We start from the raw sequence: 26,562 nt of genomic DNA, 5'->3' as shown, positions 1-26,562 counted from the left end.
ATACTATTTTTCTGTTGTACCGTAGTACTTGTTGTACCATACATCTAAAAATGTTGATATGACTGGATTTTGCCGGTACCACAAAGAGTACAACAAGGAAAATCAAGGTACAACAGATAAAAAAGTGTAGGTTGAAAGGAGCAACGACATGAGATTCAAAAAATGGATCCTACAATATATTAGCGAAGATTCACCAATCGGCGATTTTGCAAAAGACAACTTGGAAGATTCAACGTTTCCGAATTCATATTCATACAAAAAAATCCGAGCGCATCTCGAAAGACAAAATGCTAGTGAATTGTGTATGAAATCTTTCCAAGATGCTTGGACACGATATAAAAATAGAAACAAACATAAAGGGGAAATATAAATGAAAGAAGTACGTTGTGCATCATGCGCCAAATTATTATTAAAATCTGTTATAGAATATGAAGTTTGCAAAGTAGCAGCGCAAATAGAAATCAAATGTATCAAGTGTAAAACTATTAACAAATACAAATCAAAATAATCAGAGACTCCAGAAGTCCATTTCATTCTAGCGATAGGATGTGATGGGCTTCTTTTATAACTGTGGAAGGGGAATGCAGAATGTATATGACTCTTGAGGATAAACAAAAAGGAGAAACCGAAGTATTGGAGAGGTTCCTTAGTGAATATGAGGAATGTAAAAAATATGTCGAAAGTGCTACAGATGAAGAAAAGCTAACGCCGCTGTATAGACATAGAAAAAACATTGTGGAAGGTGTAGATACAATTTATCCAACACTTAATGATGATTTGAAAAAAATTATCAAAATGCGTTATTGGTATAAAGATTATAAAAGTGATTGGGCTGACATTGCAGATGAACTATATATGAAAGTTAGTAAAGTTAGGCGATTACGTGACGTCATTATCCGTAAATTTGCTGAAGCAATCGGTTGGGTGTAATTCAATAAAAGGTGGTGTGTTCATTGGCGATTATTGTAACAAAGCCGGAAATCGCATTCTCCAATCAAAGAGCACAAGTCGATGAACTGCTTTACTCGTTGGGGAGTGATGCTAAGAAGAATGAAGTAGCTGAACGATTATTACTAGAAAGAGATCAGGAGATTGAAGCAGCGTACGAATTTAGTTATGGGGTTGCTATGTTGGACCCAATAGATAGATGGTATACAAGCGATATATTCAATATAGTTAGTGAAATCATCGCGTTAAAAGAACGTTATGCAAAGCGCATTAGAAGGTGTAAGGTGCGTCATGAGAGATTTAATTCAATTGTAAAAAGATTACCTCCAGAAGATGCAGAAACCTTTATACGTGCTTTCTGTACAGATTTAGAGGTAGATGAGCGTGATGTGAAAGCTATTATCCGTAAACATTACAAATTATTAGCTTCTTTCTACGATTAGGAATCGAATGAACTCATGAACAAATTGATTAATTGTTATCTGATAAATATAACTAAGAGACTCTAGAAGTCCATGACTGCACAGCAATGTGTTAGTTGTGGGCTTTTTATTTTATTTGAAAGGGGTGATTGAAATGTAAAAAGTGATATAAGCCCCCCGCCTTTCAGGGTCCGAGTTTTCCAGAAAATCGGGCAACGGTGATGGGGTGTACTGTCCAAATTTTCTTCCCTCTCTACACGCGTGATAGGGGGGGAGGGTCAAATACGAAAGGTGGAACAACAATGGAAAATCCATTCAAGGAAACAATAGCATTTTACAATTCATTTCGTGAAGTAGCAGATACTCAAATGATAAGTAATCAAAAGTCAAAATATATTGAGCAATTGAAAGAGAAAGAAAAACAGTTATCAGAAGCGCCAAATCATCAAAAGTACAAGGAAATTTCAGATGAAATCGACGAACTAAAATTCAAAATCAATGACCGGAATCGCGCTCTACAAATCGCAAATGAACAACGTCCAAGTTATTTTCATGATGAAGAACGAGAAAAAGCAGAGGTTCTATATAACAAAGAAATCACCCCTATGATTAAACGTTATGAAGAACTGATGGTAATTACAGAGAAAGCCATTGTTCAATTTGAAAAAGCTGCAAAAGATGCAGTTACAGAAATGGCTCAGATTGAAAAAGAAGTGACCAACTTGACACCAATTCGTATGAAATTACGAAAAGTGAAGCGCTTGCCAGTAAAAAAACCTTCATTACTCGCAGAAAACATTGCGCGTTGGAATAAATCTAGCGAAGCCACTTTCCCAGGTGTAGTTATTTCGAAATTATCAGACTTGAAAAAATACGTTAGTAAATAGTCGTCAATGAAGGGAGGTGAGAAAAATGGCAAAAGTAATCAAAGTTAACGGAGCGATCGTTTCTGACCAACATAAAGAAATTTATGACGAATGGAAAATAGAAAACACAGCTCCAAAAGATATATTCAGCCAGTTACCCAAAAAAGATTCGGAACCAATCGAAATTCACATTTCAAGTGGTGGCGGAGATGCATATGCAGGGTTTTTAATCTACACCAAGTTAAAAGATTACAAAGGCAAAAAGACAGTAAAAATATTAAACATTGCTGCAAGTGCAGCTTCTATTATTGCAATGGTTGGTGACGAGGTTTTAATTAGTCCAGTTGGTCAACTAATGATTCATAATGCATGGACAACCCAAACAGGCAATCAACACGCAATGCGCGAAGTTGCAGATCAATTGGAACAACTTGCAGAAAGTTTAATTAACGCTTATGAATTACGCACTAATCAACCACGGGAACAAATTCAAAAATGGTTAGATAAGGAAACGTATTTTTCAGCTCATAAAGCAGTTGAGTATGGCTTTGCGGATGAAGTGATGTATTCAGAAAGTCGTACTCAAAATAGAGTAATAGCTGCATGTATAGGTGTGAATGGATTATTGAGTGAATCAGTTATCGATGAATATCTTCAAAAGAAAAATGAGCCGGAGCCAGTAGTTAAAAATAAACAGAAACGATTTTTGTTTATGTGAATATGAAAAAAAGGGGAGTTTAAATTGATTCAAGTAAGAAAAGATGTATACACAACAGAAGAACGTCTACAAATTATCCAAGAGAATGACTGGGAGCAAGTATTCGATCTAATTCAAAATATAGCAGAAAGCAATAAACTTGTGGAAAGCTTCATTTCAAAAGCTATTGAAAACAAATCGACAATGATGGAGCAACTTCAAACAGATGAAGAGAAAAAAGAGTGGTACAACGATACTATCCGAACGCTAGTACAAATCAATCAAGCAGTGTTCGGGCTTGCTAAATTTACTAGTGAAAAAGCAAAGTAAATAAAATCTTTGGATGTGTTTGACTTTTATAGTTTAAAACCAACACATTTCTAGCAGCTACATCATATTCGTGTGGCTGCTCTATTACAAAAATGCGAAAGGATTGGCTACATGAATATTCGATTTACAGTTGAAATAGATGGAAAGAATGTTCCTATGTGTGCTGGCCCTATGACAAAAAGAATATATAGAAAAAACTTTCATGGGGATTTAATAACTAATATCGGAATCTATTCAACTGATTACAAGAATGATTTATACCATAATGAAAAGCTCGCACAAATAATTTGGAGTTTTGCTAAAACTGCTAACCCTAACCTACCTAAATACAATGATTGGGTTGATAGTTGTACTACTATACCTGTAAAAGGCATCTTTTTAGAAATACAAGAAAAATTGAAAGGAGATGATTTCTATGTCGAATAATCGTATTAAGGGGATTACGATTTCCATTGATGGTGATACAACCGGTTTAGAGGGAGCATTAAAAGATGTTAATAAACAAGCTGGTAATTTACAAAGCGAATTAAAAGACGTTGAACGTTTATTAAAATTGGATCCAGGTAACGCACAACTAGTTGCACAAAAGATGGAGCTTTTGCAACAAACAGTACAAAATACTGAAGAAAAGTTAACTGCATTGCGGAATGCTCAATCGCAAGTAGACGCACAATTTCAAAGAGGTGGCATTGGAGCCGAACAGTATAGGGCATTCCAAAGAGAGCTAGCATTAACAGAAGCTCAATTTAGAAATTACAGTAATCAACTTAGTACAGTTCAGATGGACCATGAAAGGCTATCTAGAAGCCAACAAGAACTGGGTACATTTTTTAGAGCAACAGGTACCGATATAAATCAGTTTTCTGATGCACTTGGTAATAGGCTTACCAATGCAATTAGAAATGGTACAGCTTCAGCAGATCAAATAAACCGTGCCTTGCAAATTATGGGCCGTCATGCACTAGGGGCAAGTGCAGATATGGACCAAATGCGTAATGCACTGCGTCAAGTTGATTCTAGGGGATTAACGAACGTTAGTTTAGAGTTATCAAGGATAGCAGATGCTGCAAATGAAGCAGGAGATGAAGTAAACGGATTTGGTGATAAATTAGGTGGTGTCGTTGCAGGATTAGCAGCTGGAGGAGGTATAGTAGGAGTTGTACAACAAGCACTTGATGTTTCAAGTTTAGACACTAAGATCGATATTTCTTTTGATGTACCAGAAGAAAGTAAGGCATCGGTTCGAGATGCGATTAAATCGATTGAAACCTATGGTGTGGATGGCGAAGAAGCACTTGAAGGTGTACGACGCCAATGGGCCTTGAATAAAGATGCTTCTGATGAAGCTAATGCATCGGTCGTAAAAATGGCAGGAGTTATTGCTTCAGCGTATTCAGGTATTGATTTCACAGAATTAATTCAAGAAGGTAATGAAATTGCTGCTACTTTAGGAATCACAAATGAAGAAGCAATGGGGTTAGTGAATACTTTATTGAAAACAGGTTTTCCGCCAGAACAATTAGATATTATTGCTGAATACGGAGATCAGATGATTCAGGCTGGTTTCACAGCAAAAGAAGTACAGGCTATTATGGCAGCTGGTGTTGATACAAAAAGTTGGAACATAGATTCACTTTTGGATGGTGTCAAAGAGGGCCGTATCCAAATGGCTGACTTCGGTAATGGGCTTGATAATTCTTTAAAAGAGATAATAGCTCAAACTGATATTTCAGCTAAACAGTTTGTTACCTGGGGGCAATCAATCGCTGAAGGTGGCGAAGAAGGTCAAAAGGCTATGCTTGAAGCCACAAAGGCATTAGCTAGTGTCGATGATGCAACTGTCCGTAACCAACTTGGCACAAAGATGTTTGGAACGATGTGGGAAGATCAAGGGAAAAAAATTATAGATACCATCCTTAAGGCTGAAGGAAAACAAGTTGATCTGAAAAAAGGCATTGATGATATTGCAGAATCTCAAAAGAAACTAGAGAATGATCCAACTGTTACTATGCGAGAAGCATTTGCAAGTCTACAAACAGCTGTAAAACCTGTTCTGGATGTCATTGCAAATTTAGTTTCAATAATTTCTCAATGGGTTACCAATAATGCCGGTTTAGCTGCAGCAATTGTAGCCATTGGGGCAGCAATTGGTATTTTAGTAGGTGCATTCGCTGCATTAATGCCAGCTGTTGGTGGACTAGTCACCGCGTGGCCTGCCCTAGCTGCTGCAGTAGGAGCAATCATATCGCCAATAGGTTTGGTTGTCGCCGCCATTGCTGGAATAGGCATAGCTTTAGTGGCTGCTTATCAAAGTTCAGAAACATTTAGAGAAAATGTTAATACTGTCTTTCAAGCTATAAAGGATATAGCAGTCACAGTCTTTGAGTCCGTTGCTTCTTTTATTGGAGAAAAAATAGCACAGATCAAACAGTTTTGGGACCAAAATGGTACTCAAATATTACAAGCTGTTGAGAACGTATTTAATGGCATAAAGGCTGTTATTGAGTTTGTAATGCCTGCTGTGAAGTTTGTAATTGAAACTGTGTGGAATGCCATTAAACAAATCATAGATGGCGCTCTAAATGTGATTATGGGAGCCATTAAAGTATTCAGTGGATTATTTACAGGTGACTTCAGCAAGATGTGGGAAGGCGTTAAACAAATATTTAAAGGGGCCATTGATCTTGTTGTTGGCTGGATGACACTATCATTCTTTGGTGGTATCAAAACGATTGTCACTAACCTTGCTAAAACAGGTGTGAATTTACTAAAAGGTATGTGGGATAACATTGCAGGATTCTTTACCTCAATGGGGTCCAAAGTATCTTCCACAGTATCTAGTTTCTCTACATCAGTGCTTAATTTCTTTAAAAATTTAGGTACCAATGCAAGTGGCACTATTTCGAATATGGTTACATCTGTGATCAATTTCGTAAAGAATTTGGCCACTAATTTCGTTAATATAATCTCTACAATGAAAAAGAATGTCGTTAACAAAATTACAGAAGTAAGAGACGGCATGGTTGAAAAAGTAAAAGCATTACCTGGTCAATTTATTTCAATTGGTATGGATATCATTAACGGTCTTATAAAAGGTATTTCAGCTATGACCGCTAATGTTCTTGAAGCAATAACAGGTGTTGTGGATGGCGTAGTAAATACAGCAAAGAAAATGCTTGGTATTCATTCGCCAGCAAAGGTGTTTATCGAATTTAAAGCTAAAAAAGTTGTACAAGCAGCAAAGAAATTTGTTCCGAATCCTAATTTACCAAAAATTAAATTCGAACCGATAGGAGTGAAAGCATGACACTCATTTCTACTTTTGGAGATGGCCAATCAGTCTGTTTAATAAGTGGTGATACTAAGCAAGTTTTTAAGCTATTTGGAAAGACTATTAAACTACCTGATATGGAAACTAAAATTCATCGTATTTCTAATAATTTTATTGCTGCAGGCGGTGGCTTAAATGCTGTTTATGAATATGTGATCGAGGAATTGGTAGGTTTAAATTCAAACAAGGCAACTGAAATTTTTATACACTTGAATAGTCTAGCTCATACAATTCCTAAAGAATTTGCTACATTATTTAAAATCCACAAAGAAACATTCTTTACTGTTCAAATTATTGGATTTGATATTGAGTTAGGGAGTATGTACAGCATTACTTATAATGTGGATGATGGAGTTGAAATGTCCATAGTACCTTCATTCGGTATAGCAGGCAGTTTAATTGCTCCGAAGGACGTTTCAAAAGCATATGAACGATTAGGAGATGTTAACGGAGCGATTAGAAATAAAAACGATATTTCCACATTAATAGAGGATCTTATTAATTACTCAATGCACTTGCAATATGAGCTAATGAAAGATTATCCAGATGATGTTTCAAACACTTATTGTTACCATGTGTTAGCCTTAGTTAATGGAGAAGTAATGCATTTTGAAGGTAGGACAGAATTACAAAATCAAGAAATAAATTAAACTATTTGAGACTACTAAATTGGTAGTCTCTCTTTATAATGACATTATGTGACAAAATGTCGGTAGTATTTTATGATTAGAATAAGAGGAGGTGTATTAATAATGAACAAGGATACTGTTGAGAAAAGACAAGATTTACGGATGCATTTATTAATTAATCTGTATGAACACTATTTTAATCATGAAAATAAAGGCATTAAAAAACGTTACCTAAGAATAAAAACTGAAGATTTTATTGCGGATTCTGAAGTAGAATTAGCATACACTTATCTAATTAACAAAGGATTAGTTAAAAATGAAGGTAATGCTACTAGTTTAGGATTTATAATTACAGTAGATGGAATTGATTTGGTAGAAAGTCATTTTGCTAAATAGATTAAATAGTATTCTAAAGGAAGTCACATCTAACAAGGTGTGGCTTTTTATTGTTCTTTATATTTCTTATAATGACAATACATTCCATTTATCCTATGATATATATAGATAGGAGGTGAAAATATGGTTTTTAGTGGTGAATGGATGGCGGAGATGATAGAGAATAGTAAAAGACTTACTTACAACTGCGGATATTGTGGTTCAAAAGTTAGTCCTGCAAATGTATTACCTGCATTCGATTTTGCTTATCCTCGAAACATTTTAGGTGTTGTTGCTATATGTACAGCATGTAATAAACCATCTTATTTAAATAATAGGGAACAAGTTCCTTCTGAAAAATATGGGAAAGATGTAATGTTTTTACCGGAGGATATACAATCAATTTTCGAGGAAGCTAAAAAATGTTATATGGTAGGAGCATGGACAGCAGCTAGTTTGATATGTAGAAAAATTCTAATGAATATTTCAGTATTGAAGGGTGCTAAAGAAGGAAAAAGTTTTATATCATATGTTGATTTTTTAGAAGAGAAAGGTTATATACCACCTGACGGTAGAAGTTGGGTAGATGAAATAAGGAAACAAGGTAATGAAGCTACTCATGAAATACATCAGATCAGAGAAGAAGATGCATTAGAGATTTTAGATTTTACTACAATGTTATTGATTTTTATGTTTGAATTACCAGGGAAAATGTCTATAAGAAATAAATAATTAATTTAAGTCGTAGGATACTTACGACTTTTTATTATGCAATTAACTATGATTTGTGGAGTATAAGTCGAAGAGAGAACACGTTCGATGCCTTTCTATAACTAGCTTAATGAACTTGGTAGCCTTCAGAAAAAGACTAAGTAACTTGGATATTTGAATTGAATGGTAGGATGGTATAAAGGTTCCAAACAGCAAATTAATAAACTAAAAAAACAAGTTATTAAATTTATAATTAGGATATTACTTTTTGTATAATAAAATTTATGATAAATAATATTAAAAGAAAGGAATATATTTAAATGGAATTTAATTTATTGTTAGACACATCTAGGTCAAAATTGGCTGGGATTGAAAATCCTTACTTTTCTTTCGATGAACTAGAAGAAGAAAATGTTGAAGGTGCGATTTCAAGAGCTAATCAAAGAAATTTTTACCTTAATCATCCTAATTCAAATAATTTTATAAATAAAATGGGTATTGAAAATACATTCTATTTGCATAGACTTTTGCTATCCTATTATGACGCATTTTCCAAACTTAAATATTTTTGGGAAAATTATGCATGCCCAGAAAAATTAAACCTTCAAGCAAATATTGAAATAGCAGATTTAGAGAAAGTAGCTAAAAAGTATCCAATAAATGTGTTTGATACTCATACTATGAAATTTGCTAACTATATGATTGGTGATAAAATGCAAAAAGAATATATAGAAGCTAACCCATTTCAAGAGTATCTTTGGGCAATTAATATGAATGAATTTCTTAAAAGTTATAGAATAAATCCGTTTCCTGATGTGGAAATGGAAAATAAAGGGATTTTCAACTCTAGTTACATTTTTAAATTAGCCATTTCAAAAAAAGAGGTAAGTATAGCTTTATATGAATGGGCAAATATTAATAATTTCAATCAACCTGACTTCATCAAGCGAATTAGTAATGTCTTAGAATTGATTAAAGAGGATTTAGAAAGAAATAAATCAGTATATCAAAAAATAACAAAAGGTACAGATGTAAGAGAAAATGTGTATCTACTTAGTAAGAGAATTAACAGTGGCAAAAAGTGGAGATCTTTTTTCTTTGGAGTATTTAATGCGGCAGATCTTTTAGGAGCATATTCTCGACATGCTTCAAATAAAATAAAAAATATTGTAGGTTTTAATAAGCAACCTGATTTAACTGCAGAAGAAATAGTAAAAATGTGGAGAGATGAAAATTTATTGCCTAATAATCATCAATTCGATCACTTGTTTAAAGTTTGGTATTTAGCAACATCAATACTTTTATTAAATTGGTTAAGGCTGAATCATATTAACTCTTAATATCTTAATTAAAATAATAAATAGTTTTATATGAATTCAATAATTATGACCACTCGTAATGGGGGGCACTAATTATTGGGAGTAAGCGTGACTCTTTATAATTAAGCAGCTGCTAAAAATAAAGTTGCTTTTTGTAATAGGAAATCTTTAAATTACATATATAAATTTAGAGGTGATCAGGTTGGAAAAACCAGTATATCTAAAGGATTTAGGAATAAAGGTCGTAGTTACTCATCTTGAAATAGGTGGAGAAAAATTCCCTGCCCCTGTTGGCCTATCTGAATTACTAGAGCATACATGGGCATATAATGTTGATAGAGAAAGAGTCAACCAAACTGCTAGCCAATATGATTTTATCCATTACAAAAATGAAAAAGGTCGATGGGTTACGAGATGTACAAAAAAGAAATAAGGAAATATAAACACTTTCAGCTGCAAGAACAGTCGAGAGTGTTTTTTCTATTTGGAACAAGGAAGGACACCCGAATTATTGGGCGTCCTGTTTTGCTTGGTGTGAATCTCCATCAAGCCAACGATCTATTTTGTCTAGATCAAAAAGCAAAATACCTGGCGATGGTTTATTAAATGGAATACTGTTTGTTCGCATTAAATTGTAAATAGTTGTTTTACTCATAGGGCAATTGATAGATTGAAGATAAGTTATCAATGCCTCGACACCTCTTACTTTTCTCATTGTATTTCCTCTTTCTTATTCCACTCAATATTCATTCCGATAATATCTGCAATTTCTTTAACTTCACTGTATTTAATAGTACCACGTGTAAGTTTATTAGAGATATTCTGCACAGTAGTTTTTTTATCGTCAGGTAGATTTTCATTCATTTTATTTACTATTTCAGTAAGTGTCCATCCTGATGAAGAGATATAACCCTTAATTTCATTTTTTATTATATTAGACATATTATTCCTCCTGTTTTTCTTTATTATAGCTTATTAATACACTTAAATAAATATTTTTATGCAAAAATGAATAAAAAGGCTTGAAGTTTTATTCGCTATAGTTTATTCTTACACTAGAAGGAATAAAATATATCAAATGACTATCAATAGTCAGTCGGTGAATGGACTAGAAATAGCTGACATTTAGAAAGGGGTGAGGAAGTGAGAGTTACAGCAAAAGAATGGTGTACTATGTCAGACCACAATAAACAAATACTTTTAAATGCAGTAGCAAAGAAATAAAAACCACAGAAGGGAATTGATAATTATGCAACAGCAAACACAACTCACATTAGAAAAAGTAGTGATAGATTATAGCAATAAAATTTATAGTTTATCAGCACAGATGAATCAATTAGAGGTTTTACAAGGAGCCATTGCAAGATTAATGGATAGAATTGATGAGATCGTTCATAATGGTTGGAATAAAGATCGAGGGATGGCTTATCTTGCAATTGATGAAATACAAGATACAGTACGTTTAATTGATATGGGCTTTAATCCGTTGTTCAAAGAAATGTCAGAAGAGATTAATACCCTTAACATTCATGCAGATAATTTATATGAAAGGGTAGTAAAAAGCAAATCAGATCAATCAAATAAGGAACCTAATAAACTGGATAAAAATAGTGTGGAAGGTTGGAATGCCTTTGCAATGGAAGGTAATATAAAAACATTCACCAAGGAAGTTGGTAGAGAGCCAGAGAGCTTTGAGGAAGTATTAACGTATATATTGGGAAAGGTAAAAAAAGTTGTGGAAAAAGAAGAAGAAAATAAAAAAGCCGATGCGCTAACATCGACTCAAGAAATATAAACTGTGATTTTTATTTTAACACAAAGAGAGGACTTGCGCAAAATTGCGTAGTCCTTTTTACTTTTAACTATTATTTAATAGGTTATGTGGACAAGAAAGTATATTTGTGAAGTTTTAGGAATATATACAATGAAGAAATGATTGTAATATGTGGGTGATAAAATCCACACTTAGTAGGTAGAAAGAGACAATAAACGAAAAGGAGCGAATTTATGAAAACTATTCCATCAATTGAAACTCAACAACGTATGCATGCTTTCTTTATGAAAACATCTGCACCACGTATCTATCAAAGACAATTAGAAGAAGAACGAAAACGTAAAGAAATAGAAGCTCAAGAACAATTGAAAAAAGATCAGAAATAATTTATTTAAGCACTTGCTACAGCGGGTGTTTTTTTGTGTAAGGTAAAATAAAAAGGACTGGGGAAGTAATCGCAATCCTGATTTCTCATCCCTATAAACATACTCACCAAAAGCATTATTAATTAGCCCCAATCCAGCCCCAATTAGCCCCAAATCTATTCAATTTTATGCTTCATTTTGCGTAGTTTAAAATTAATAGAAAATCATTTAAATGTTGATAAATCAACGTTTACAGGACTGTTTTATGTGTAATTTGCACCTAACAATATCTATTGGGAAAAAAACACACCACCTAAGTGGTTGTCATGATAAGTACGAAACACTCGTTTACATGACGAGTGTTTTTTTGTGAATATCTCAGCGTTTGTAAAAAGTCATTGAGTTATAACTTTTAATTTTTCAGAGTGGGGGAGGTAGGGGAAAGCATGTACCCTAAAAAGTACCCCAAATTCTTAAGTTTTTGATTTTCTTAGATTTATCAATTGAATTGTAGCGATAGCTGATATCAATAGCTACATCGAGCACTCTCGATTGAAGGTGCTTTCCATCAATATAAACAGGACTTTTGTTTATGATTGATTACCCTATATGCAAGTCCTTTTGTTATGCTTTCACAGCTTCTCCCGTAACTTCACATATGGCTTTATAGCACCATTTAGACAACCATATAAAAGAAGAAAGGTGACTTTTATAGTCACCTTTTCACTTATAGATAGCAATTTATTTATTGAATATTTGCTCATAACGGTGGAAGAATGCCACTGCGTGCGCTCTTGTTAGAGAATCATTTGGTTTAAACTCTGCATCCGTTTTAGTAGTTGTTAAGTCGAAGTCACGTAGAAACTGGATGGCTTCTGGCTGAGATACTGTTTTTCCATAATGCATAGATGCTAGGATACGAGCAAAATTACCACGTGTGATGTCTTTGACTGCATATACCTGTTTAGACGCTGATATACCACCAAGGGTTGGTAGAGCGTACTTACTTGCTAGTTGATAGTTTACATCTGCACTCCATGAAGAACTAGGTTTTGTTGAAGCTAATTCATCAGACTTAAAGTAACGGAAAAGTACAGATAACATCTGATTTTCTGTTAAATTCGTGTTTGGTTTCAGTAAGTTTTCGTATTTCTTTGTTGCAGGGTTGTATACGTTTGGATAACCGCTGATAAGTCCTTTGTTTACTGCCCATTGAAAATCCTCTGCCCAGTACTGGTCTGCCTTGTAATCAGCGAACTTTGATACATCTATACTACCTACTGGAGTTGTAGGTGTTGAAGCTGAGTAGTTTAAATAACTTGATGCTACATACCCCTCTGTCCCGTCATTTCTTTTCACAGGATACCAAACAAAATGGTTTTTCTTCGTTGATACGGCTTCATATTCAAAAGGACCAGTAATGGTAACAATTTCGCCTTTACGTAAAGTACCCATAGATGGACTATCCGTAGTAGGCTTTGTCCTAACTGTTACATTAGTTGTTGCATTAACTTTTTGATTTGTTTTAAAAAAGTACTTTGATTTTGTTAATGGTAAATCAAAATCATAGTTCATCACTGAAAATTTAATATTTTCCCTGCTGTTAGAGTCATATTGAAAATGTTCGCGTGTAAAAGGCAGCTCTGTTAAGTCTATTAATTCTAATCTCTCAATAATTCGGAGAATTTTTTCTTGATAGGCATTTGCATTTCTTTCCCCAGTTGCTTGAACAAATGGACTATTTACTGGCTTAGTACCGTTATAAGCCATGATAGCGAAGTACCAATGTTCCAATATATCTCTTTCCCCACCGTTGATGCTAGGCAAATCCTTCCGCTTAAACATATCATCTAGAGTCTCCACACCAGCTCGAATATTATAGACAATATCGCTTTTTAGTCTATCTTGATTGTAGCCTGCTTGATTGGTAATTTGCATAATGCCAATTCCATTATCAGCTGTCACAATCGCTTTACCATTCCTATCGAAATGACGCCAATTTCCACTTTCACCTTCCGCTATTGCCTTCACAATTTCAGGAGGAACATTATAACTCAGTGCTGTTTCGGTTAACAAACAGTTCATTGTGGAATAATCAGGGTTGACCTTCGATGCCGAATCATACTTACATGTATTTGCAATATCATTAGCTAATACATTTTTATCTATATTTATCGTTAGAGAGAGGGCACCAATGACAATACCACTAATCAATGGTTTCAATAGCTTTTTCATATCTGGTTATTACACTTCCTTTCATATGTTCCAAAGTTAAAAGATTCAGATATATGTTATCATAAACCCAATATTTGGGATAGGGGTAATATTCAATGTTTCTTTCATTTAACAGGGTAGAGTGATAAATGATAGCCCTAACATATGATTCGGGGAAAGGGGTGTTAGTGTAACAAAATCTGTCATTTGGAGTATATGTATCAGTAAGTCAGCCGAATCTGCTTCTACGGGTTTTTATATTCATGCAGATTATAGTAGGTGGAGTCGTATATATGGTGACAAATTATAAAGAAGTAAAATACAACGTTGCTGGAAAATTTTTTCAACAACTTATAAAAACTATCCATAGGCTGATAGAACTTATGAAAAAATATTATATGAATACTAAAAAATAAAAAGATGCAAAAGAAGATGTGGTTAATACCCTCATCTTCGTTGGTGGAGGAACAAATATGATAAAAAGATCAATTTTGTTATTTTTAGTTACTTTCCTTCTGTTAACTGGGTGCAATGAACGAAATCAAGACAATATTTCTTTCCCTGTATTTAATTGGAATGGTCATAATTATATTGTTACTAATGAACCGATCCCAAATGATAAAATAGAAGAAAAAGTCGGAGAAATAAAAGAACAAACAACAGATTTACCTACAAAACACGAAGAGGGTTACAGGCTGAATACCGGAACGAATATATATAAAATAAGGGCTGTGGAAATTACGAATGATATTGATAGTAATATGGCGATAGAGATAGAAGGTGAATATAGAGTAGCGAGAATAATTGTTGACATAAAATAATAGTATTTAGCTTATGCCATTTGAATTTCTAACGAAATATGAGACTTGGAGAAAAAGTTACACACCTATAATATTTTGATAAATTAAAGGATTGACATACACAAAAAAACTCAAACCATTTTTGTCTGAGTTTCAGTACAAAGGGTATTGGTTAAGCGAAATATGCTGATTGATGAAACAGCTAAATGACTGGGATGGACATAGTTTTTATTAAAAGGAAAAATGTAATGGGCAAACTCATCTCTTTTGTACAAACGAATATGACCTAAAAAACATAAAATATTCTAATCGTAATAATAGAGGGGAGGATACATTTGTCTAATAATCATGGATTCAATAAGCTTTGCAATGATTGCGAGAGGTGTGAAGACTGTAAAAGTTTCTCCAAGTATAGGGTTTCTAGTTGTCCCGATGTGCCAACTCAAGAAGAACCAGTACAATTTACCCCAGCTTATGGTTCAATTTATAATGTAGCTGGAGGAGATCCTACAACTGATTCAAATGTTGATTTCGACACAGTCGGACCTTTCAGTGGAACAACACCAAGTACAGTTGATGATTCTATTACTGTTAATAGCCAAGGGGTATATACTGTTACGTTTACAATTGAACTAAGAGCAAGTTCAGCAGGAACATCTAGTAATATTATTTTTCGTCTCTCTATAAATGGGACTCCTCTTGCAACAAAACAGATTGAATATCAAACCTTTGTAGCTGGTGCTATGAATGAAGTAGATGTAGTATCAAGAACAGACCAAATTGCGTTAAACCAAGGTGATGTTATACGAGTTGCCATAGTAAGCTCAACGGGACTCATAACTTATGATAATGCTGCATTGGTAGTAACAAAAGTTGCATAGGTCAAATATATATATTGTAATTGTGCGGTATAGTGAATTACGCAAAAAAAGTGTAAATTGATATTATCAAGTTTTATCAAAAGCGTACGGAAATACGCTAAACAAATTTCCATTACAAAATAAACACGATCGCATACGTGTATGTCAGAAACAAGTGAAAGACCACTCAACCCCAATCCTAATAAACTTGCAAGAATTTAAAAAACCTACACACCATCTAAGTAGTTGTCATAATAATTACAAAACACTCGTTTATCTGACGAGTGTTTTTTTTGCTAAACACAATACTGAGAGAGGTAAGGGAAAGCACGTAGTCCAATAATTTCAAAGATTGCATGGTCATTGAAGATATTCAACAGGAAATAATTATAGCCCCATCCCAAAATCCTTCTGCAAGCATTTCAAAAGGCAAGGAAAAGGAAGAAATCAGTCGCTTGATGGAGGAATGTGGGATTGAATTTGTCTATTCTTGCGCTTACCCGGGAAATTTTTTTATTCCTAAACAAACATTTGAACATTTTGTTAAAGGGAGATAGGGGGACTGACAAATGAAAATACGACTCCAATTGATATCCAACTACTATAAGAAAAATAGCTACCTGTTAAGGCAGCCATTTATGATTCCGCAACATTGCCCATAGCAATAGAAATTCGATTCCAACTGTTAATTTGATTAATCAAGATAACCAAATCGACATAAGCCTTTTCATCAAAATACTTGCGCACACGCTCATATAATTCATCAGGAACGCGTTTTTCTGGAATAAGCGTAATATGTTCCGTTAATTCTAATGCTACTTTTTCAGCATCTGAATAAAAAGTACATTCTCTCCAAGCGCTAATGCAGTATAAGCGCTGTTCAGTCTCTCCCATTTTCTTCGCATCAGCAGTGTGCATGTTGATGCAATAGGCACAGCCATTAATTTGAGAAGCTCTAATTTTAATGAGCTCACGAAGCTTTCTCTCAATAGCACTTTTCTTCGTGTATTTTTCCATTTCCATCATTATCTTCATAGCATCTGGTGCAATTTCATAATAATTCATACGTTGTGTCATTGTGAATCCCTCCATTATTTATTAGCTAATTCAACGGATAATTGATCCGCTTGATCAAGTGCATTTTGCAAGACATCTTCTGTATTCAATAAGGCTGTTCCTTGGACACGAAGAATATTAAAATCTTCTATTCCAAGAAAGGCAAACATTGATTTAAGGTATTTGTAAGAATACTCCACTTCGGTATACCAATCGCCATTTGTATAAATTGAACCACTTGCCTGTATGATGATCATGCTCCTTCCATCATTTAATAAGCCCACGGAACCATTTTCCGTATATTTGAATGTTTCTCGCGCAATTAGAATGTTATCCATATAATCCTTTAGCTTTGAAGGAATATTAAAATTATGCAAAGGCATTACAATTAAATATTTATTAGCACTTTTAAATTGAACTAAAATTTCATTCATGCGTTCCAAAACTTCATTTTCTTCGTGTGTTAAAGGATCTCCATTTCGTGAATGTTCCCAGCCACTTAAAACAATTTTATCTATCATCGGAACAACGTCTTCATATAGATTAATTTGCTCAATTACTTCATCATCCTGTTTATTTTCTTTGTATGTCCCTAGAAAATGATCTAATACTTGAAGGCTCAAAGATGTCTTTGACTCCACTTCAGGGTGTGCATTTATCACAAGTAGTTTACGCATAAAAATCCTCCAGTTAAATAAAGTTGTTACTAATCGTCGATTTATTTAATCGTTGATTAACTTTGTCTACAATATACGCTTTTCATTTTCGTTTGTCAAACTGATTCATTTATGTATAGCTAAAATGTGTTACTATCATGGTAAGCAAAATGTTTTAAGAGGGTGGAATAATGAAATATAGTGTGATGGTTGAATATGCCCTACACAGTCTTGTTTATTTAATTGATGTACCAAAAAATGAAAGTATAGGAATAAAGGATTTATCAGAATTTCAAGGATTATCGGAGACCTATCTTTCAAAAGTTTTAGGGAAATTGTCCAAGGAAGGCATTGTTAGCTCGGTATCTGGTGTAAAAGGGGGTTATCGACTCAATAGAAAACCTGAAGATATTACATTTTGGGATGTTGTACGAGCTGTTGAAGGTGAAGATCCGATATTTCAGTGTAAGAATATTAAAGCAAATTTTGCTTATCAAAATAAAAAACAAAAGTGTGAGTCTTGTTCAAGTCAATCGAACTGTACGATCAATAGTGTCATGCTGGAAGCGGAAGAACACATGCGAAATTATTTAAGAAGCAAAACGATAGCGTGGTTAGAAGAAGAATTACTGCGGACTCTACCAAAGGAGCAAATAGAAGAAGCAAAAAATTTTTTTAAAAAAACAAATTGATAACTTGAATCGAATCATTTTGGATGTATGTAAATTCGGTTTACCTGAATGAAAATCTAAAGCGAGAATTTTATGCTGAAGGAATTAACCAAAATTGGGAGAAACAAAAAACCGGCAAGGATGCCGGCTGCGGATGTTAAATGAAAGCTATTTTGAATTATTTTCGTTAGCAAATTTACCAGAAGCAAATTTTTTGTTTGCTTCAGCTTGTTGAATTTGTTGTCTGATTTGGTTAACATCAGTCTCGTTCCCGAATTCAACGTTCGTTGACTTCATTGCGTTCATAGAACCAGAAGCCTGTTGCTTTTTAGCTTCAGCTTGTTGAATTTGTTGTCTGATTTGATTAACATCAGTCTCGTTCCCGAATTCAACATTCATTGAATTCATTGCGGTTGGAGCTGCATTAGGAATTTTTGAGTTGAAATTTTGGTTGTTGTTATTATTCGCCATTAAATATCACCTCCTGAAAAGTAGTGTGTGCAGAAGGTTTTTTACTATCCATACATTTTAGAAAAACCTAACCGATTTGGACTGGCACTACAGAGTGAGGACCTCTAGTATCAAATTTGCATAGTTTAAGAAATCTAGTTTTCCTAGTATAATTGTAGTAAGTTCGTTATTGTGTTTAGAGATTGGAGAAATGTATGAAAGATCGTAAACAAATCGTTATCGAATCAACATTACAATTATTTACTGAAAAAGGGTATCAGCATACATCGGTTCAGGATATTTTAGATAAGGCAAATATTTCGAAAGGTACATTTTATAATTATTTTTCATCTAAAAACGAATGCCTGAAAGCCGTATTAGAGCAAAATCGTCAAGAGCGAAATGTTTTAAAAGAGGAAATTTTAGTTGGTAAGAAAAAAGATGATGTAGACGTTTTAATTGAACAATTAATCGCCACATTAAAAATTAAAGAAAAATATAATTTAATGCCATTATTTCGAGAAATCTCCTTTTTGCATGATGAAGAGCTGCAAGAAATTCTTGCGGAACATCGCTTTCATGAAATCACCTGGTTAAAAAACAGATTCTATGATATTTATGGAGAAGAAGGAAAGCACTATTATTATGAGTGTGCGGTCGTCTTTTTTGGCACATTCCAATATTTATCTTTTTATTGGAATTTGGCTACTAATATGACGATAGATCTAAAAAAAGTGGTTACTCGGTCATTGAAATATGTAGAAAGTTTTCTGCCAGAAATGATTAAGAGTGGAGAAATTCTATTAGAGCCACAGGAAATGTTTTTATTAGAAAAGGATCTAGCCTATAAGTCCATTACTAATAAAGAAATACAAGAGAAATTAGAGAAATTTTGTAAAAAAATCTCGACAATCGAACTTCCACAAAAATCACTCGAACTCTCTAGCTTGCTTTTGGATGAAATGAAGAGAGAAACACCCCGCATGAGTGTTTTAGAGATCATGCTACAGCCATTTCGTGCTTCTTTCGCTGAAACGATTTATAAATATGAAGCTGAAGAAATTGCCAACCTTTTCTGGCTCTTTATGAAGATGCAAAACAGCAAGGCATAAATGAATGATTGAATGACGAGACCAGCTTTTTAGCATAAAGTTGGTTTTTTCTTTTGAATTCGTTGGCTATTAATACTAGTGAGGGCATTAAGTTTTTTTCATTCTTCTGTCAGTGAATACTCGATACTTGGTGGAATCGTGTCATTTTTCATAAAGCGGAAATCATAAAAGTATACATTCCCACCAATTATACTTTGTTCTATAATTCCTATCCAATTCATGTTGAAACCGTATTAAGACACAACAAGTAAGCTCACCATAGACGACTATACATTCTTGGTTTAAGTGAATTACTAATTCAGGAAGTGTTATAATAATTTTACAGATTGTGGTGGTGGAGAGAGCTTGTGAAGGAAATAAGAAAACTATGGATGATTACATTTAAAATATTTTTAGAATTAATAAGAATTATTATCCTTTTTTCCATTATTGGATGCGTGATGTGGGGAGGCGCTAGGCTTATTTATACCTCTTTTGGAATAAATGTTGATGGTTCATACGCTGGGTGGCTGGGGGGAATCGCCATATATAGTTTATTGTTTGTCCTCTATCGTAATAAAGTGCAGTTTTCGGGATTTTATAATGGTCCATATCGCCAAAAATTATCTCCTACAACCACTACCATTTTTATTACGATTTCCGTTTTTTTATTAATACTGCCACTTTTTTGGCGTCCTCATTTTTAATATAGTTTCATTTGATACATTAAAAAGAATGAAAAGAGGGTTACTACTGTGAAAGAATGGAAGGATAGGGCAGAAGTATCTTTTGTCACGGATATTTCCCGATTCGATTACCTGAAACAGCAAATTCAAGAGGTGGCTGAAAAATTCAGTTTCAATCATCAGCAACTTGCGAAAATAGTTGATTTACCAATGAATGAGCTGGATAGTTTATTGAATAACAAGGGCAGCATCACGACGGAGCAGCTAGATAAGATTGAACGAAAAATAGCTATGTTATGTGTTGGCTTTGAAGGCTTTGATGCAAGGGAAAGAGCCGCATTGCTTTTGAATGACCTCATTAAGGATTACATGTTTTCAACGGCTAGTGTCGCGAAAATGATTCATGTAGAGGAAAAGGACTTAATCGATTTTAGACAAGAGATATCGATCGATAAGAACGTAGAATTGAAAATTTGCGTGAATAGTATCATGCTCCATTTTGTATTACATGACTAATGACAAGCCCTGGTATTTTGGACTAAATCATTCAAGAAGGAAGAATAAAAAATCTTCTCTTCTTCGCTGACATTCTTCATCACTTCCACGATTTCCTTCATACATAGTAATGATGAGAACCACACACATTAACCCCAAAAAGTATGGGGGTTCCAAAATGAAAAGTGCCAATAAAGTGTATGTGCTTTTATTGATCGTAGTTTTCTCATTCTCTATAACTGTATATGCAGAAGAAAATAAGGAAGGTATTCTTGTATACCATGTGAAATATGATTATGAAGCTATAAATAAATTTTTGGGCATGACAGTGCAGGAATACGACCAAGAGTGGAGGAAAGGTCTTTCGATTGCAGAGATGGCGGAGAAAAAAGGAATTGCTAGAAGAGAGGTAGAAGGCTATTTTTATCAATTTCATTATGAAGAAATGCAAAAATGGCGAAAAAAGGGTGTCATGACGGAGAAACACTATTTCCATCTTGTGTACGGATTAGCCGATGAAATAGAGGAATTTATTGATCGTAATCCCAACCGATAACATTTCTCTATACCCTAACAGTAATTCTTTTAAAGTTTAAAGGCAGAAATGTTGCTTGCACAACATTTCTGCCTTTGTTCATTTATTTTTGTGTAATACGCTCGAAAAACTCCAGTGTTCTGTTCATATCCGTAACATGTACATTGCATGTTTGACTATCTGCACAAATGTAATTACTGTGGTTGGTAAACGTGCCAACCACCTGTCCTTTAATGGAGGTAGTAAATAGGCCTACATCTGAATGGCGATTACAGATAGCGCAAATGCCGCGAACCGTGTTATTGGCAAATATCCCTTTGATCCCTTTTAGCTGCCCATTTTGCTCAAGGACAACATACTTTCGATGTGTGCCAGCATCATCCCAAGCAAGATAACAAATTTGCTGAAAATCGAGTGCTTCTAGATTTGGTAGCTTGAGCTTCTTTTCCTTTTTAAATAAGGCTTTAAGCGTACTAGCGGTCACCGGCTTGAACGGGATGACATATGGTTTTAATTGCTCTAAAAATGCATCGCCTTGTGCACGATCTGTGACAGCAAAAAGCTGGTCAATCAGCATTGTTTCTGCTGCTGATAATGCTAATTTTGTCGTTACCTCCGTATCAACAAGGCCACGTACTGCTAGGATAACGTTTTTATCCTTTGTTGTTGTCAGTGCATGTAAAATTTTATTTAATTGCTGTTCTAGTAAATGATAGTTGGCAACCGTTAAAAACGGCTGAATTGTTTGTTGTTCCATTTGAAATCTCTCCTGTTTATTAGGCTATTTGATTACTTTTTGGCCTAAAGAGATCATTCAATTTCTGTTAGTTTATAACTTAATCTTGACCTCTTTGACCTAAAGAAGTCGTTCTAGAGCATGCATTACAAGTGAATGCGATCATTTAGATCCCTCCTTTAAAGGAAACGTTGATTTATATGGGTTTTACATAAGGTTTTATAATAGGTTGAATTAAACAGGCGACCAATTTACATTAATTTGTTAAAAATTATAAGTGTCTATAGATATAGTAACATGTGATTGCCCTAATTGCTCTTGAATTGTTTTGAAATTTACTCCCTTTACAATGGGATAAGATGCAAAGGTTCATGCAAATTTATTAGACGAAATTGTTTGTCTATAATCAACATTTCCATCTTCATTATATGCAGGACACTATTTATTTTTCTTTTGTTAGGCTAATTTTTGTAATCTTGATGTATAAGAATTAGGATTGTTTAAGTAATTTTAATGAACTAATTATATTTCTACCACAAAAAAGAATAAAGTAAATTAGTGTAACATTTATAAAGAAATAAAGTATATTAAAGTGAATTTGAGTAATGCCATTTATAGTAAATAAAGCAATTGCGGATGATAACTTATTCTCACCGATGTAACTTATAAAGGGGAATGGGGCTCCAAATTTGTTAGAACCAAAAGATGCAAAGAAAATGGACATTAAGCTCATTAGAATGCTAATCCATAACAACGCCTTTTTGTTTGTACCTTGCATTAAGTCATCTCCTTTTATATTTTAACTACCCAATATTATTATTATATCGTAAAATGTTGAATATGGTAATATTTTGGGAATTTATAATAAAATATTATCCAGAATGTTTATTGTAATTTTTATACATATTGATTATAACAGCTTATGAAAATTTGAAAATTGATAATGCACTGTTTATTTTCTGAATTGTTGGAAAGGTAATAAATTGGTATAATGGACTGAATTGGTTAATGAAGGGGGATTTATGATGAAACAGATGGCTGAACGTATATTAATGAATGCTTGGAGAATTTATACATTGTAGGAGGCACTATGCTATTAAATAAAGAAGGTTTTGATTTATGGGCCGATGGATACGACCAAACGGTACAACACAGTGAGGAAAAGTATCAATACCCATTTGCAGGCTATAAAGCGATTTTAAATAAAATTTTCAATGAAGTGATGGCTGTTCCCGCTTCCACAGTTTTAGATATTGGCTTTGGAACAGGGGTATTAACGGCGAAGCTTTATGAACAGGGGCATTCGATTTATGGCTTTGATTTTTCTGCGAACATGATTGCCATTGCCAAGGAAAAAATGCCAGAGGCTCACTTAATGGAGTGGGATTTAATTAATGGCTTGCCACAGGAGCTATTACAGCAGCCCTACGATGCGATTATTAGTACGTATGCGCTCCATCATTTTACAGATGAGCTAAAGGCTGTGTATATCACACAATTATTACAGCACCTATCACCAACAGGGAAAATTTTAATTGGCGATGTAGCTTTCCAGACAAGAGAGCAGCTGGAGCAATGTCGTCAAGATAGCAAGGGATACTGGGATGAGGATGAATTTTACTTTGTCCATGAGGAACTAAAGGTCGCCTTACAGGAAATTTGTGAGTTAACCTTTTACCCACTATCACATTGTGGTGGAGTCTTTGTGATTAGTCGGAAGAATATAAATGCTGATTAGTGACCCCTTATATGGGGAGTTCGAAATCGATGGTTTGTTAGAGGAATTGATTGTAAGTAAGCCAGTTCAACGCTTAAAGGGTATTCATCAGGCTGGGGCAGGCTTTCTAGTAAATAGCAGGTGGACTATTTCAAGATTTGAGCATTCTGTAGGTGTCATGCTGCTTATTAGACAGTTTGGCGGTTCATTGCAGGAGCAGGTGGCAGGCTTATTACATGATGTGTCCCATACCGCTTTTTCCCATGTGGTGGATGTTGTCCTTGAAAATGAGGCGGAAGATTATCATGAAGCAATATTCATGGATGTTATCAAACAGTCTTCGATACCTGCGATTCTTGAAAAATATGGCTACGAGGTAGAGAACATACTAGATACATCCAGATGGTCGTTACTTGAACAACCTGCTCCAGCATTGTGTGCGGATCGTATAGATTATACATTAAGAGATATGTATTTTTATGGAAATTTAGCCTTGGAAGATATCCAAAAATTTTTACAGGACTTATTCGTTTTTCAGGGGAAATTGTGTGTTAAAACGATTGAACGTGCAGAATGGTTTGTAAAAATTTATTATCAGGAAGTGTTAGATTTTTTCTTGCACCCTTTAAATATCTATGCAACTAGTTCGTTAGCGCATGTATTAAAACTGTCGCTAGCAAAACAAATTCTAACGCTTCAAGATTTCCTAAAGACTGATCATGAGGTATTGCAGCAGATGAAGGCTTCACATGATCGAGACGTTCAAGCTCTTTTACAACAATTACATGAAAATGTAGAGGTAAGAGAAGAACAAGAGAATTATGACATTCATTTTCGCAATAAAGTGCGACTCATCGATCCAGCTATCTATCATCAACAGCAACTATGGAAGGCGAGCGAGGTATCTAATCATGTCAAAGCAATGAATGTCTGTGCTTTGGAAAGGTTTGAGCAGGGTGTTTATGTGAAAATAATCAAAGGGTAGGCAATCATTGAGGAGCTGTCAAAAGGCAGCTCCTTTTCTATAGGCCAACATGGATAAAATATATTTGCCAGAAAGCATAAATAGGGCATAGACAGCGAGCGCGCTCATAACAGAGATGCCTGGTTTAAACCAGCTTGTTAGGAGAAACGTGAGCACAGTAAATAATAGCATGCCGACCGCTCCAAATACCGTGTTTTGAAGAACAGCATGAAAGGTATCTTCTTTCATATTTTTCATTTGCATGCCCATATTAATGAGCGTCAATATCGGTAAGGCCGTAATAATACCTGATAAAAATAAATACTTAGATTGGCTAAGTAGTAGCGCTAGCACCATGATTGTGCCACCTACTAAATAGAGAAAGTATAACATGGGGTGCCCTCAATTAAATTCAGAATAGAGTAATAATACTGTGGAAGGAGAGTGTTCACAAGTACTCATTGATACTATTTAGCAAGAAACGCAGAAAGATAGATGTTTATGAAAAATAGATAGAATATTTGGGAGGGGGTGAGTTGTGATGTCCATTCTATCCTTTATGCTTTTATATGTAATAGGCATACCAATCTCCACACTGTTGCATGAAATTGGGCATGCATTGGGTGTTATAGTATGTTCAAAGGAACGAGCCCATGTTTATTTGGGGGCAAAAAATTCTCCTGAAACCTTGCGTATAGGTCGTATACATTTCCATATTCGTTGGGGATTTTTTGGCTTCTGTACCCCGCAAAAAGGGGGTAATTTAACGCGCAAGCAGTCGCTTGGATTTATAGCGGGTGGTCCTATCATGTCTTTAGCAGTATTACTTTGTGCCAGCTATCTAGCCCGTTATTTTACTGATTATGCAGGGATACACTATTTTTTTAATGGCCTTTTTTATTGGAATACTTTTCAATTTCTTGCAACAGCATTCCCGCTAATTTATCCAAACTGGTATAAGCCCTATGCAGGATTACCCTCAGATGGCTATCAAATGCTAAGCTTACTGAAGAAAAATATCTGAAAATATAAACTTTAACGAGGTAGCTTTTAATGTATCGTATTATACGATATAATCGTGTGGAACGATATATTAAAGGAGCTATTACAATGATTAAAGATATAAATGATTATTTTACAACGATATTCTATCATCTACATACAACCCATGAAGATGTTATTTCCCATCAAAGTGTGCGTATTTTGCAAATGATTCAAAAGGAAGCGGAAGTGACGGTGCGTGATATTGCAGGGTTACTAAATATTTCTCCTAATACGGCATCAGAGCATGTGAAAAAGCTAGAGCGTCATGGCTGGGTGATGAAGGAGCGTGCAAGTGACGACCAGCGTAAGGTCATGCTACATTTGACAGCAGAAGGGCTACAAGTGTTGAAGAAAAACTCGGAGCTAGATGATGATAAGCTACAGCAAGCCCTTAATCAGCTAACTGAGCAGGAGCAACAAGCCATTCTACAGGCGTTTCGACGTCTAAGTGAGGTGGCAAAATAATGTATACATTCTTTAAAATTTTGAGTTCAGCAGCCATCATTGGCGTTGTGACGGAGGTTGCACGTCGATTCCCTACCTATGGAGGCATTATTGCTGCGTTGCCATTGGTGAGTATTTTAAGCATTATTTGGCTGACCGTGCAAAGTGAGTCGAGTGAGCATATTCAACGCTTTACAGTAGGCGTTATCGTTGGCTTGCCCGCAACGATGTGCATGCTATTTGTGATTTACATGGCGATGAAATCCTCTGTACATATTGTACTAGCTATTGGACTTGGTGTACTATCCTGGGCTGTATTTTTAGGCATACAAAAAGCGATTGCAGGGGTTTTTCATATTTCCATTTAAGAAGGGGT

General features: G+C 34.6%; 38 protein-coding genes. 29 read left to right on the top strand and 9 right to left on the bottom strand.

All coding sequences use genetic code 11. The features are described from left to right. Nucleotides 1–148: 148 nt before the first annotated feature. The 14 genes from EW028_RS26050 to EW028_RS06910 all read left to right on the top strand — a co-directional run bounded on the left by EW028_RS26050 (nt 149) and on the right by EW028_RS06910 (nt 10,061). Nucleotides 149–370 (top strand): YozE family protein, encoded by a 222-nt coding sequence (locus EW028_RS26050; RefSeq protein WP_131520365.1) that lies wholly within the window; start codon nt 149–151, stop codon nt 368–370. Beyond that, nucleotides 371–508 carry a hypothetical protein gene (locus EW028_RS25205; protein ID WP_193767330.1) on the top strand — a complete coding sequence of 46 codons (138 nt, stop codon included), beginning with the start codon at nt 371–373 and terminating at the stop codon, nt 506–508. A gap of 80 nt (nt 509–588) precedes the next feature. After that, nucleotides 589–930, top strand: a complete 342-nt coding sequence (locus EW028_RS06965; protein ID WP_131520364.1) for a hypothetical protein — start codon at nt 589–591, stop codon at nt 928–930. Between the two features lie 23 nt (nt 931–953). Beyond that, nucleotides 954–1,391 (top strand): hypothetical protein, encoded by a 438-nt coding sequence (locus tag EW028_RS06960; RefSeq protein ID WP_131520363.1) that lies wholly within the window; start codon nt 954–956, stop codon nt 1,389–1,391. A 281-nt stretch (nt 1,392–1,672) separates the two neighbouring features. Then, entirely contained in the window at nt 1,673–2,257 is a 585-nt protein-coding gene (locus EW028_RS06955) for a hypothetical protein (RefSeq protein WP_131520362.1), read from the top strand. 25 nt (nt 2,258–2,282) lie between these two features. Further along, nucleotides 2,283–2,954: a head maturation protease, ClpP-related gene (locus EW028_RS06950; RefSeq protein WP_131520361.1), complete on the top strand. Its 672-nt coding sequence runs from the start codon at nt 2,283–2,285 to the stop codon at nt 2,952–2,954. A 24-nt stretch (nt 2,955–2,978) separates the two neighbouring features. Beyond that, entirely contained in the window at nt 2,979–3,263 is a 285-nt protein-coding gene (locus tag EW028_RS06945; RefSeq protein WP_131520360.1) for a hypothetical protein, read from the top strand. A 111-nt stretch (nt 3,264–3,374) separates the two neighbouring features. After that, nucleotides 3,375–3,689: a hypothetical protein gene (locus EW028_RS06940; RefSeq protein ID WP_131520359.1), complete on the top strand. Its 315-nt coding sequence runs from the start codon at nt 3,375–3,377 to the stop codon at nt 3,687–3,689. Next, nucleotides 3,679–6,570, top strand: coding sequence for a replication protein (locus EW028_RS06935; RefSeq protein ID WP_131520358.1), 2,892 nt, complete (start codon nt 3,679–3,681; stop codon nt 6,568–6,570). Before EW028_RS06940 ends, EW028_RS06935 begins: the two co-directional genes overlap by 11 nt. Continuing rightward, the gene (locus tag EW028_RS06930; protein ID WP_131520357.1) at nt 6,567–7,244 is read left to right on the top strand and encodes a hypothetical protein; all 678 of its coding nucleotides are present in this window, start codon (nt 6,567–6,569) and stop codon (nt 7,242–7,244) included. The genes EW028_RS06935 and EW028_RS06930 overlap by 4 nt, the downstream gene beginning before the upstream one ends. A 102-nt stretch (nt 7,245–7,346) precedes the next feature. Next, nucleotides 7,347–7,619: a hypothetical protein gene (locus EW028_RS06925; protein WP_131520356.1), complete on the top strand. Its 273-nt coding sequence runs from the start codon at nt 7,347–7,349 to the stop codon at nt 7,617–7,619. Between the two features lie 123 nt (nt 7,620–7,742). After that, a complete protein-coding gene (locus EW028_RS06920; protein WP_131520355.1) occupies nt 7,743–8,330 on the top strand; it encodes a DUF4145 domain-containing protein in 588 nt (195 codons plus the stop codon). Nucleotides 8,331–8,629: 299 nt separating this feature from the next. Next, nucleotides 8,630–9,649, top strand: coding sequence for a hypothetical protein (locus EW028_RS06915; RefSeq protein WP_131520354.1), 1,020 nt, complete (start codon nt 8,630–8,632; stop codon nt 9,647–9,649). Nucleotides 9,650–9,830: 181 nt separating this feature from the next. After that, complete coding sequence (locus tag EW028_RS06910; protein WP_131520353.1) at nt 9,831–10,061, top strand: hypothetical protein; 231 nt, start codon at nt 9,831–9,833, stop codon at nt 10,059–10,061. A 75-nt stretch (nt 10,062–10,136) separates the two neighbouring features. Here EW028_RS06910 and EW028_RS06905 read toward each other — a convergent pair whose 3' ends face one another. Together EW028_RS06905 and EW028_RS06900 are read right to left on the bottom strand one after the other, a co-directional pair. Beyond that, nucleotides 10,137–10,343, bottom strand: coding sequence for a helix-turn-helix transcriptional regulator (locus EW028_RS06905; protein ID WP_131520352.1), 207 nt, complete (start codon nt 10,341–10,343; stop codon nt 10,137–10,139). Next, entirely contained in the window at nt 10,340–10,570 is a 231-nt protein-coding gene (locus EW028_RS06900; protein WP_131520351.1) for an LLM class flavin-dependent oxidoreductase, read from the bottom strand. The genes EW028_RS06905 and EW028_RS06900 overlap by 4 nt, the downstream gene beginning before the upstream one ends. Nucleotides 10,571–10,877: 307 nt before the next feature. Between EW028_RS06900 and EW028_RS06895 the strand changes: the two genes are divergently transcribed. Both EW028_RS06895 and EW028_RS25200 read left to right on the top strand, forming a co-directional pair. Continuing rightward, nucleotides 10,878–11,423, top strand: coding sequence for a hypothetical protein (locus EW028_RS06895; RefSeq protein ID WP_131520350.1), 546 nt, complete (start codon nt 10,878–10,880; stop codon nt 11,421–11,423). A gap of 212 nt (nt 11,424–11,635) precedes the next feature. Beyond that, a complete protein-coding gene (locus EW028_RS25200; protein WP_193767329.1) occupies nt 11,636–11,788 on the top strand; it encodes a hypothetical protein in 153 nt (50 codons plus the stop codon). A gap of 720 nt (nt 11,789–12,508) precedes the next feature. On the opposite strand, the gene EW028_RS06890 is transcribed toward EW028_RS25200, so the two are convergent. Then, nucleotides 12,509–14,002, bottom strand: a complete 1,494-nt coding sequence (locus EW028_RS06890; protein WP_131520349.1) for an SH3 domain-containing protein — start codon at nt 14,000–14,002, stop codon at nt 12,509–12,511. 452 nt (nt 14,003–14,454) lie between these two features. On the opposite strand from EW028_RS06890, the gene EW028_RS06885 reads away from it, so the two are divergent. From EW028_RS06885 to EW028_RS25195, 3 genes are all read left to right on the top strand, one after another. Continuing rightward, a complete protein-coding gene (locus tag EW028_RS06885; protein WP_048394556.1) occupies nt 14,455–14,802 on the top strand; it encodes a hypothetical protein in 348 nt (115 codons plus the stop codon). Nucleotides 14,803–15,215: 413 nt separating this feature from the next. Then, nucleotides 15,216–15,662, top strand: a complete 447-nt coding sequence (locus tag EW028_RS06880; RefSeq protein ID WP_131520348.1) for a hypothetical protein — start codon at nt 15,216–15,218, stop codon at nt 15,660–15,662. Nucleotides 15,663–15,997: 335 nt separating this feature from the next. Next, nucleotides 15,998–16,198: a hypothetical protein gene (locus EW028_RS25195; protein WP_193767328.1), complete on the top strand. Its 201-nt coding sequence runs from the start codon at nt 15,998–16,000 to the stop codon at nt 16,196–16,198. Nucleotides 16,199–16,277: 79 nt separating this feature from the next. Here EW028_RS25195 and EW028_RS06875 read toward each other — a convergent pair whose 3' ends face one another. Continuing rightward, nucleotides 16,278–16,718: a carboxymuconolactone decarboxylase family protein gene (locus EW028_RS06875; RefSeq protein ID WP_131520347.1), complete on the bottom strand. Its 441-nt coding sequence runs from the start codon at nt 16,716–16,718 to the stop codon at nt 16,278–16,280. A 14-nt stretch (nt 16,719–16,732) separates the two neighbouring features. Beyond that, complete coding sequence (locus tag EW028_RS06870; RefSeq protein ID WP_131520346.1) at nt 16,733–17,374, bottom strand: FMN-dependent NADH-azoreductase; 642 nt, start codon at nt 17,372–17,374, stop codon at nt 16,733–16,735. 170 nt (nt 17,375–17,544) lie between these two features. Here EW028_RS06870 and EW028_RS06865 point away from each other — a divergent pair, with 170 nt between their 5' ends. Continuing rightward, nucleotides 17,545–18,045 (top strand): RrF2 family transcriptional regulator, encoded by a 501-nt coding sequence (locus tag EW028_RS06865; RefSeq protein ID WP_103118029.1) that lies wholly within the window; start codon nt 17,545–17,547, stop codon nt 18,043–18,045. A 147-nt stretch (nt 18,046–18,192) separates the two neighbouring features. On the opposite strand, the gene EW028_RS06860 is transcribed toward EW028_RS06865, so the two are convergent. Then, nucleotides 18,193–18,495 (bottom strand): gamma-type small acid-soluble spore protein, encoded by a 303-nt coding sequence (locus EW028_RS06860; protein WP_131520345.1) that lies wholly within the window; start codon nt 18,493–18,495, stop codon nt 18,193–18,195. 194 nt (nt 18,496–18,689) lie between these two features. On the opposite strand from EW028_RS06860, the gene EW028_RS06855 reads away from it, so the two are divergent. Further along, nucleotides 18,690–19,586, top strand: a complete 897-nt coding sequence (locus tag EW028_RS06855) for a TetR/AcrR family transcriptional regulator (protein WP_131520344.1) — start codon at nt 18,690–18,692, stop codon at nt 19,584–19,586. A 98-nt stretch (nt 19,587–19,684) separates the two neighbouring features. Here EW028_RS06855 and EW028_RS25800 read toward each other — a convergent pair whose 3' ends face one another. Beyond that, entirely contained in the window at nt 19,685–19,807 is a 123-nt protein-coding gene (locus EW028_RS25800; RefSeq protein ID WP_255501578.1) for a hypothetical protein, read from the bottom strand. Between the two features lie 150 nt (nt 19,808–19,957). Between EW028_RS25800 and EW028_RS06850 the strand changes: the two genes are divergently transcribed. The 3 genes from EW028_RS06850 to EW028_RS06840 all read left to right on the top strand — a co-directional run bounded on the left by EW028_RS06850 (nt 19,958) and on the right by EW028_RS06840 (nt 21,302). Next, the gene (locus EW028_RS06850) at nt 19,958–20,272 is read left to right on the top strand and encodes a hypothetical protein (protein ID WP_131520414.1); all 315 of its coding nucleotides are present in this window, start codon (nt 19,958–19,960) and stop codon (nt 20,270–20,272) included. 48 nt (nt 20,273–20,320) lie between these two features. Further along, on the top strand, nt 20,321–20,767 hold the full coding sequence (locus EW028_RS06845) for an HTH domain-containing protein (protein ID WP_131520343.1): 447 nt from the start codon (nt 20,321–20,323) through the stop codon (nt 20,765–20,767). Between the two features lie 157 nt (nt 20,768–20,924). Further along, on the top strand, nt 20,925–21,302 hold the full coding sequence (locus EW028_RS06840; RefSeq protein ID WP_131520342.1) for a hypothetical protein: 378 nt from the start codon (nt 20,925–20,927) through the stop codon (nt 21,300–21,302). Between the two features lie 82 nt (nt 21,303–21,384). On the opposite strand, the gene EW028_RS06835 is transcribed toward EW028_RS06840, so the two are convergent. Next, nucleotides 21,385–22,038 carry a FusB/FusC family EF-G-binding protein gene (locus EW028_RS06835; protein WP_131520341.1) on the bottom strand — a complete coding sequence of 218 codons (654 nt, stop codon included), beginning with the start codon at nt 22,036–22,038 and terminating at the stop codon, nt 21,385–21,387. Nucleotides 22,039–23,107: 1,069 nt separating this feature from the next. Here EW028_RS06835 and EW028_RS06825 point away from each other — a divergent pair. Both EW028_RS06825 and EW028_RS06820 read left to right on the top strand, forming a co-directional pair. Further along, the gene (locus EW028_RS06825; protein WP_131520339.1) at nt 23,108–23,755 is read left to right on the top strand and encodes a class I SAM-dependent methyltransferase; all 648 of its coding nucleotides are present in this window, start codon (nt 23,108–23,110) and stop codon (nt 23,753–23,755) included. After that, on the top strand, nt 23,745–24,719 hold the full coding sequence (locus EW028_RS06820) for an HD domain-containing protein (protein ID WP_131520338.1): 975 nt from the start codon (nt 23,745–23,747) through the stop codon (nt 24,717–24,719). Before EW028_RS06825 ends, EW028_RS06820 begins: the two co-directional genes overlap by 11 nt. Before the next feature lie 18 nt (nt 24,720–24,737). Here EW028_RS06820 and EW028_RS06815 read toward each other — a convergent pair whose 3' ends face one another. Further along, entirely contained in the window at nt 24,738–25,091 is a 354-nt protein-coding gene (locus EW028_RS06815; protein WP_227744884.1) for a hypothetical protein, read from the bottom strand. A gap of 148 nt (nt 25,092–25,239) precedes the next feature. On the opposite strand from EW028_RS06815, the gene EW028_RS06810 reads away from it, so the two are divergent. The 3 genes from EW028_RS06810 to EW028_RS06800 all read left to right on the top strand — a co-directional run bounded on the left by EW028_RS06810 (nt 25,240) and on the right by EW028_RS06800 (nt 26,554). Next, nucleotides 25,240–25,722 carry a hypothetical protein gene (locus tag EW028_RS06810; RefSeq protein WP_131520337.1) on the top strand — a complete coding sequence of 161 codons (483 nt, stop codon included), beginning with the start codon at nt 25,240–25,242 and terminating at the stop codon, nt 25,720–25,722. An 86-nt stretch (nt 25,723–25,808) separates the two neighbouring features. Beyond that, nucleotides 25,809–26,207 (top strand): MarR family winged helix-turn-helix transcriptional regulator, encoded by a 399-nt coding sequence (locus tag EW028_RS06805; protein ID WP_131520412.1) that lies wholly within the window; start codon nt 25,809–25,811, stop codon nt 26,205–26,207. Beyond that, nucleotides 26,207–26,554, top strand: a complete 348-nt coding sequence (locus EW028_RS06800) for a DUF3147 family protein (protein ID WP_016993931.1) — start codon at nt 26,207–26,209, stop codon at nt 26,552–26,554. Before EW028_RS06805 ends, EW028_RS06800 begins: the two co-directional genes overlap by 1 nt. Nucleotides 26,555–26,562 lie beyond the last annotated feature (8 nt).

This window comes from Lysinibacillus sp. OL1, assembly GCF_004332175.1.
GTDB classification, from domain to species: domain Bacteria; phylum Bacillota; class Bacilli; order Bacillales_A; family Planococcaceae; genus Lysinibacillus; species Lysinibacillus capsici.
This window is presented reverse-complemented; position numbering and strand designations above follow the sequence as displayed.

Bases quoted from the DNA above. Each gene is read 5' to 3' on its own strand.
- EW028_RS06825 (WP_131520339.1), top strand. From the start codon at position 23,108: ATGCTATTAAATAAAGAAGGTTTTGATTTATGGGCCGATGGATACGAC.
- EW028_RS06935 (WP_131520358.1), top strand. From the start codon at position 3,679: ATGTCGAATAATCGTATTAAGGGGATTACGATTTCCATTGATGGTGAT.
- EW028_RS06820 (WP_131520338.1), top strand. From the start codon at position 23,745: ATGCTGATTAGTGACCCCTTATATGGGGAGTTCGAAATCGATGGTTTG.
- EW028_RS06920 (WP_131520355.1), top strand. From the start codon at position 7,743: ATGGTTTTTAGTGGTGAATGGATGGCGGAGATGATAGAGAATAGTAAA.
- EW028_RS06915 (WP_131520354.1), top strand. From the start codon at position 8,630: ATGGAATTTAATTTATTGTTAGACACATCTAGGTCAAAATTGGCTGGG.
- EW028_RS06955 (WP_131520362.1), top strand. From the start codon at position 1,673: ATGGAAAATCCATTCAAGGAAACAATAGCATTTTACAATTCATTTCGT.
- EW028_RS06855 (WP_131520344.1), top strand. From the start codon at position 18,690: ATGAAAGATCGTAAACAAATCGTTATCGAATCAACATTACAATTATTT.
- EW028_RS06930 (WP_131520357.1), top strand. From the start codon at position 6,567: ATGACACTCATTTCTACTTTTGGAGATGGCCAATCAGTCTGTTTAATA.
- EW028_RS06940 (WP_131520359.1), top strand. From the start codon at position 3,375: ATGAATATTCGATTTACAGTTGAAATAGATGGAAAGAATGTTCCTATG.
- EW028_RS06925 (WP_131520356.1), top strand. From the start codon at position 7,347: ATGAACAAGGATACTGTTGAGAAAAGACAAGATTTACGGATGCATTTA.
- EW028_RS25205 (WP_193767330.1), top strand. From the start codon at position 371: ATGAAAGAAGTACGTTGTGCATCATGCGCCAAATTATTATTAAAATCT.
- EW028_RS06965 (WP_131520364.1), top strand. From the start codon at position 589: ATGTATATGACTCTTGAGGATAAACAAAAAGGAGAAACCGAAGTATTG.
- EW028_RS06815 (WP_227744884.1), bottom strand. From the start codon at position 25,091: ATGTTATACTTTCTCTATTTAGTAGGTGGCACAATCATGGTGCTAGCG.
- EW028_RS06895 (WP_131520350.1), top strand. From the start codon at position 10,878: ATGCAACAGCAAACACAACTCACATTAGAAAAAGTAGTGATAGATTAT.
- EW028_RS06850 (WP_131520414.1), top strand. From the start codon at position 19,958: ATGATTACATTTAAAATATTTTTAGAATTAATAAGAATTATTATCCTT.
- EW028_RS25200 (WP_193767329.1), top strand. From the start codon at position 11,636: ATGAAAACTATTCCATCAATTGAAACTCAACAACGTATGCATGCTTTC.
- EW028_RS26050 (WP_131520365.1), top strand. From the start codon at position 149: ATGAGATTCAAAAAATGGATCCTACAATATATTAGCGAAGATTCACCA.
- EW028_RS06810 (WP_131520337.1), top strand. From the start codon at position 25,240: ATGTCCATTCTATCCTTTATGCTTTTATATGTAATAGGCATACCAATC.
- EW028_RS06900 (WP_131520351.1), bottom strand. From the start codon at position 10,570: ATGTCTAATATAATAAAAAATGAAATTAAGGGTTATATCTCTTCATCA.
- EW028_RS06865 (WP_103118029.1), top strand. From the start codon at position 17,545: ATGAAATATAGTGTGATGGTTGAATATGCCCTACACAGTCTTGTTTAT.
- EW028_RS06835 (WP_131520341.1), bottom strand. From the start codon at position 22,038: ATGGAACAACAAACAATTCAGCCGTTTTTAACGGTTGCCAACTATCAT.
- EW028_RS06905 (WP_131520352.1), bottom strand. From the start codon at position 10,343: ATGAGAAAAGTAAGAGGTGTCGAGGCATTGATAACTTATCTTCAATCT.
- EW028_RS06870 (WP_131520346.1), bottom strand. From the start codon at position 17,374: ATGCGTAAACTACTTGTGATAAATGCACACCCTGAAGTGGAGTCAAAG.
- EW028_RS06950 (WP_131520361.1), top strand. From the start codon at position 2,283: ATGGCAAAAGTAATCAAAGTTAACGGAGCGATCGTTTCTGACCAACAT.
- EW028_RS06800 (WP_016993931.1), top strand. From the start codon at position 26,207: ATGTATACATTCTTTAAAATTTTGAGTTCAGCAGCCATCATTGGCGTT.
- EW028_RS06860 (WP_131520345.1), bottom strand. From the start codon at position 18,495: ATGGCGAATAATAACAACAACCAAAATTTCAACTCAAAAATTCCTAAT.
- EW028_RS25800 (WP_255501578.1), bottom strand. From the start codon at position 19,807: ATGAATTGGATAGGAATTATAGAACAAAGTATAATTGGTGGGAATGTA.
- EW028_RS06805 (WP_131520412.1), top strand. From the start codon at position 25,809: ATGATTAAAGATATAAATGATTATTTTACAACGATATTCTATCATCTA.
- EW028_RS25195 (WP_193767328.1), top strand. From the start codon at position 15,998: ATGGTCATTGAAGATATTCAACAGGAAATAATTATAGCCCCATCCCAA.
- EW028_RS06840 (WP_131520342.1), top strand. From the start codon at position 20,925: ATGAAAAGTGCCAATAAAGTGTATGTGCTTTTATTGATCGTAGTTTTC.
- EW028_RS06875 (WP_131520347.1), bottom strand. From the start codon at position 16,718: ATGACACAACGTATGAATTATTATGAAATTGCACCAGATGCTATGAAG.
- EW028_RS06890 (WP_131520349.1), bottom strand. From the start codon at position 14,002: ATGAAAAAGCTATTGAAACCATTGATTAGTGGTATTGTCATTGGTGCC.
- EW028_RS06885 (WP_048394556.1), top strand. From the start codon at position 14,455: ATGATAAAAAGATCAATTTTGTTATTTTTAGTTACTTTCCTTCTGTTA.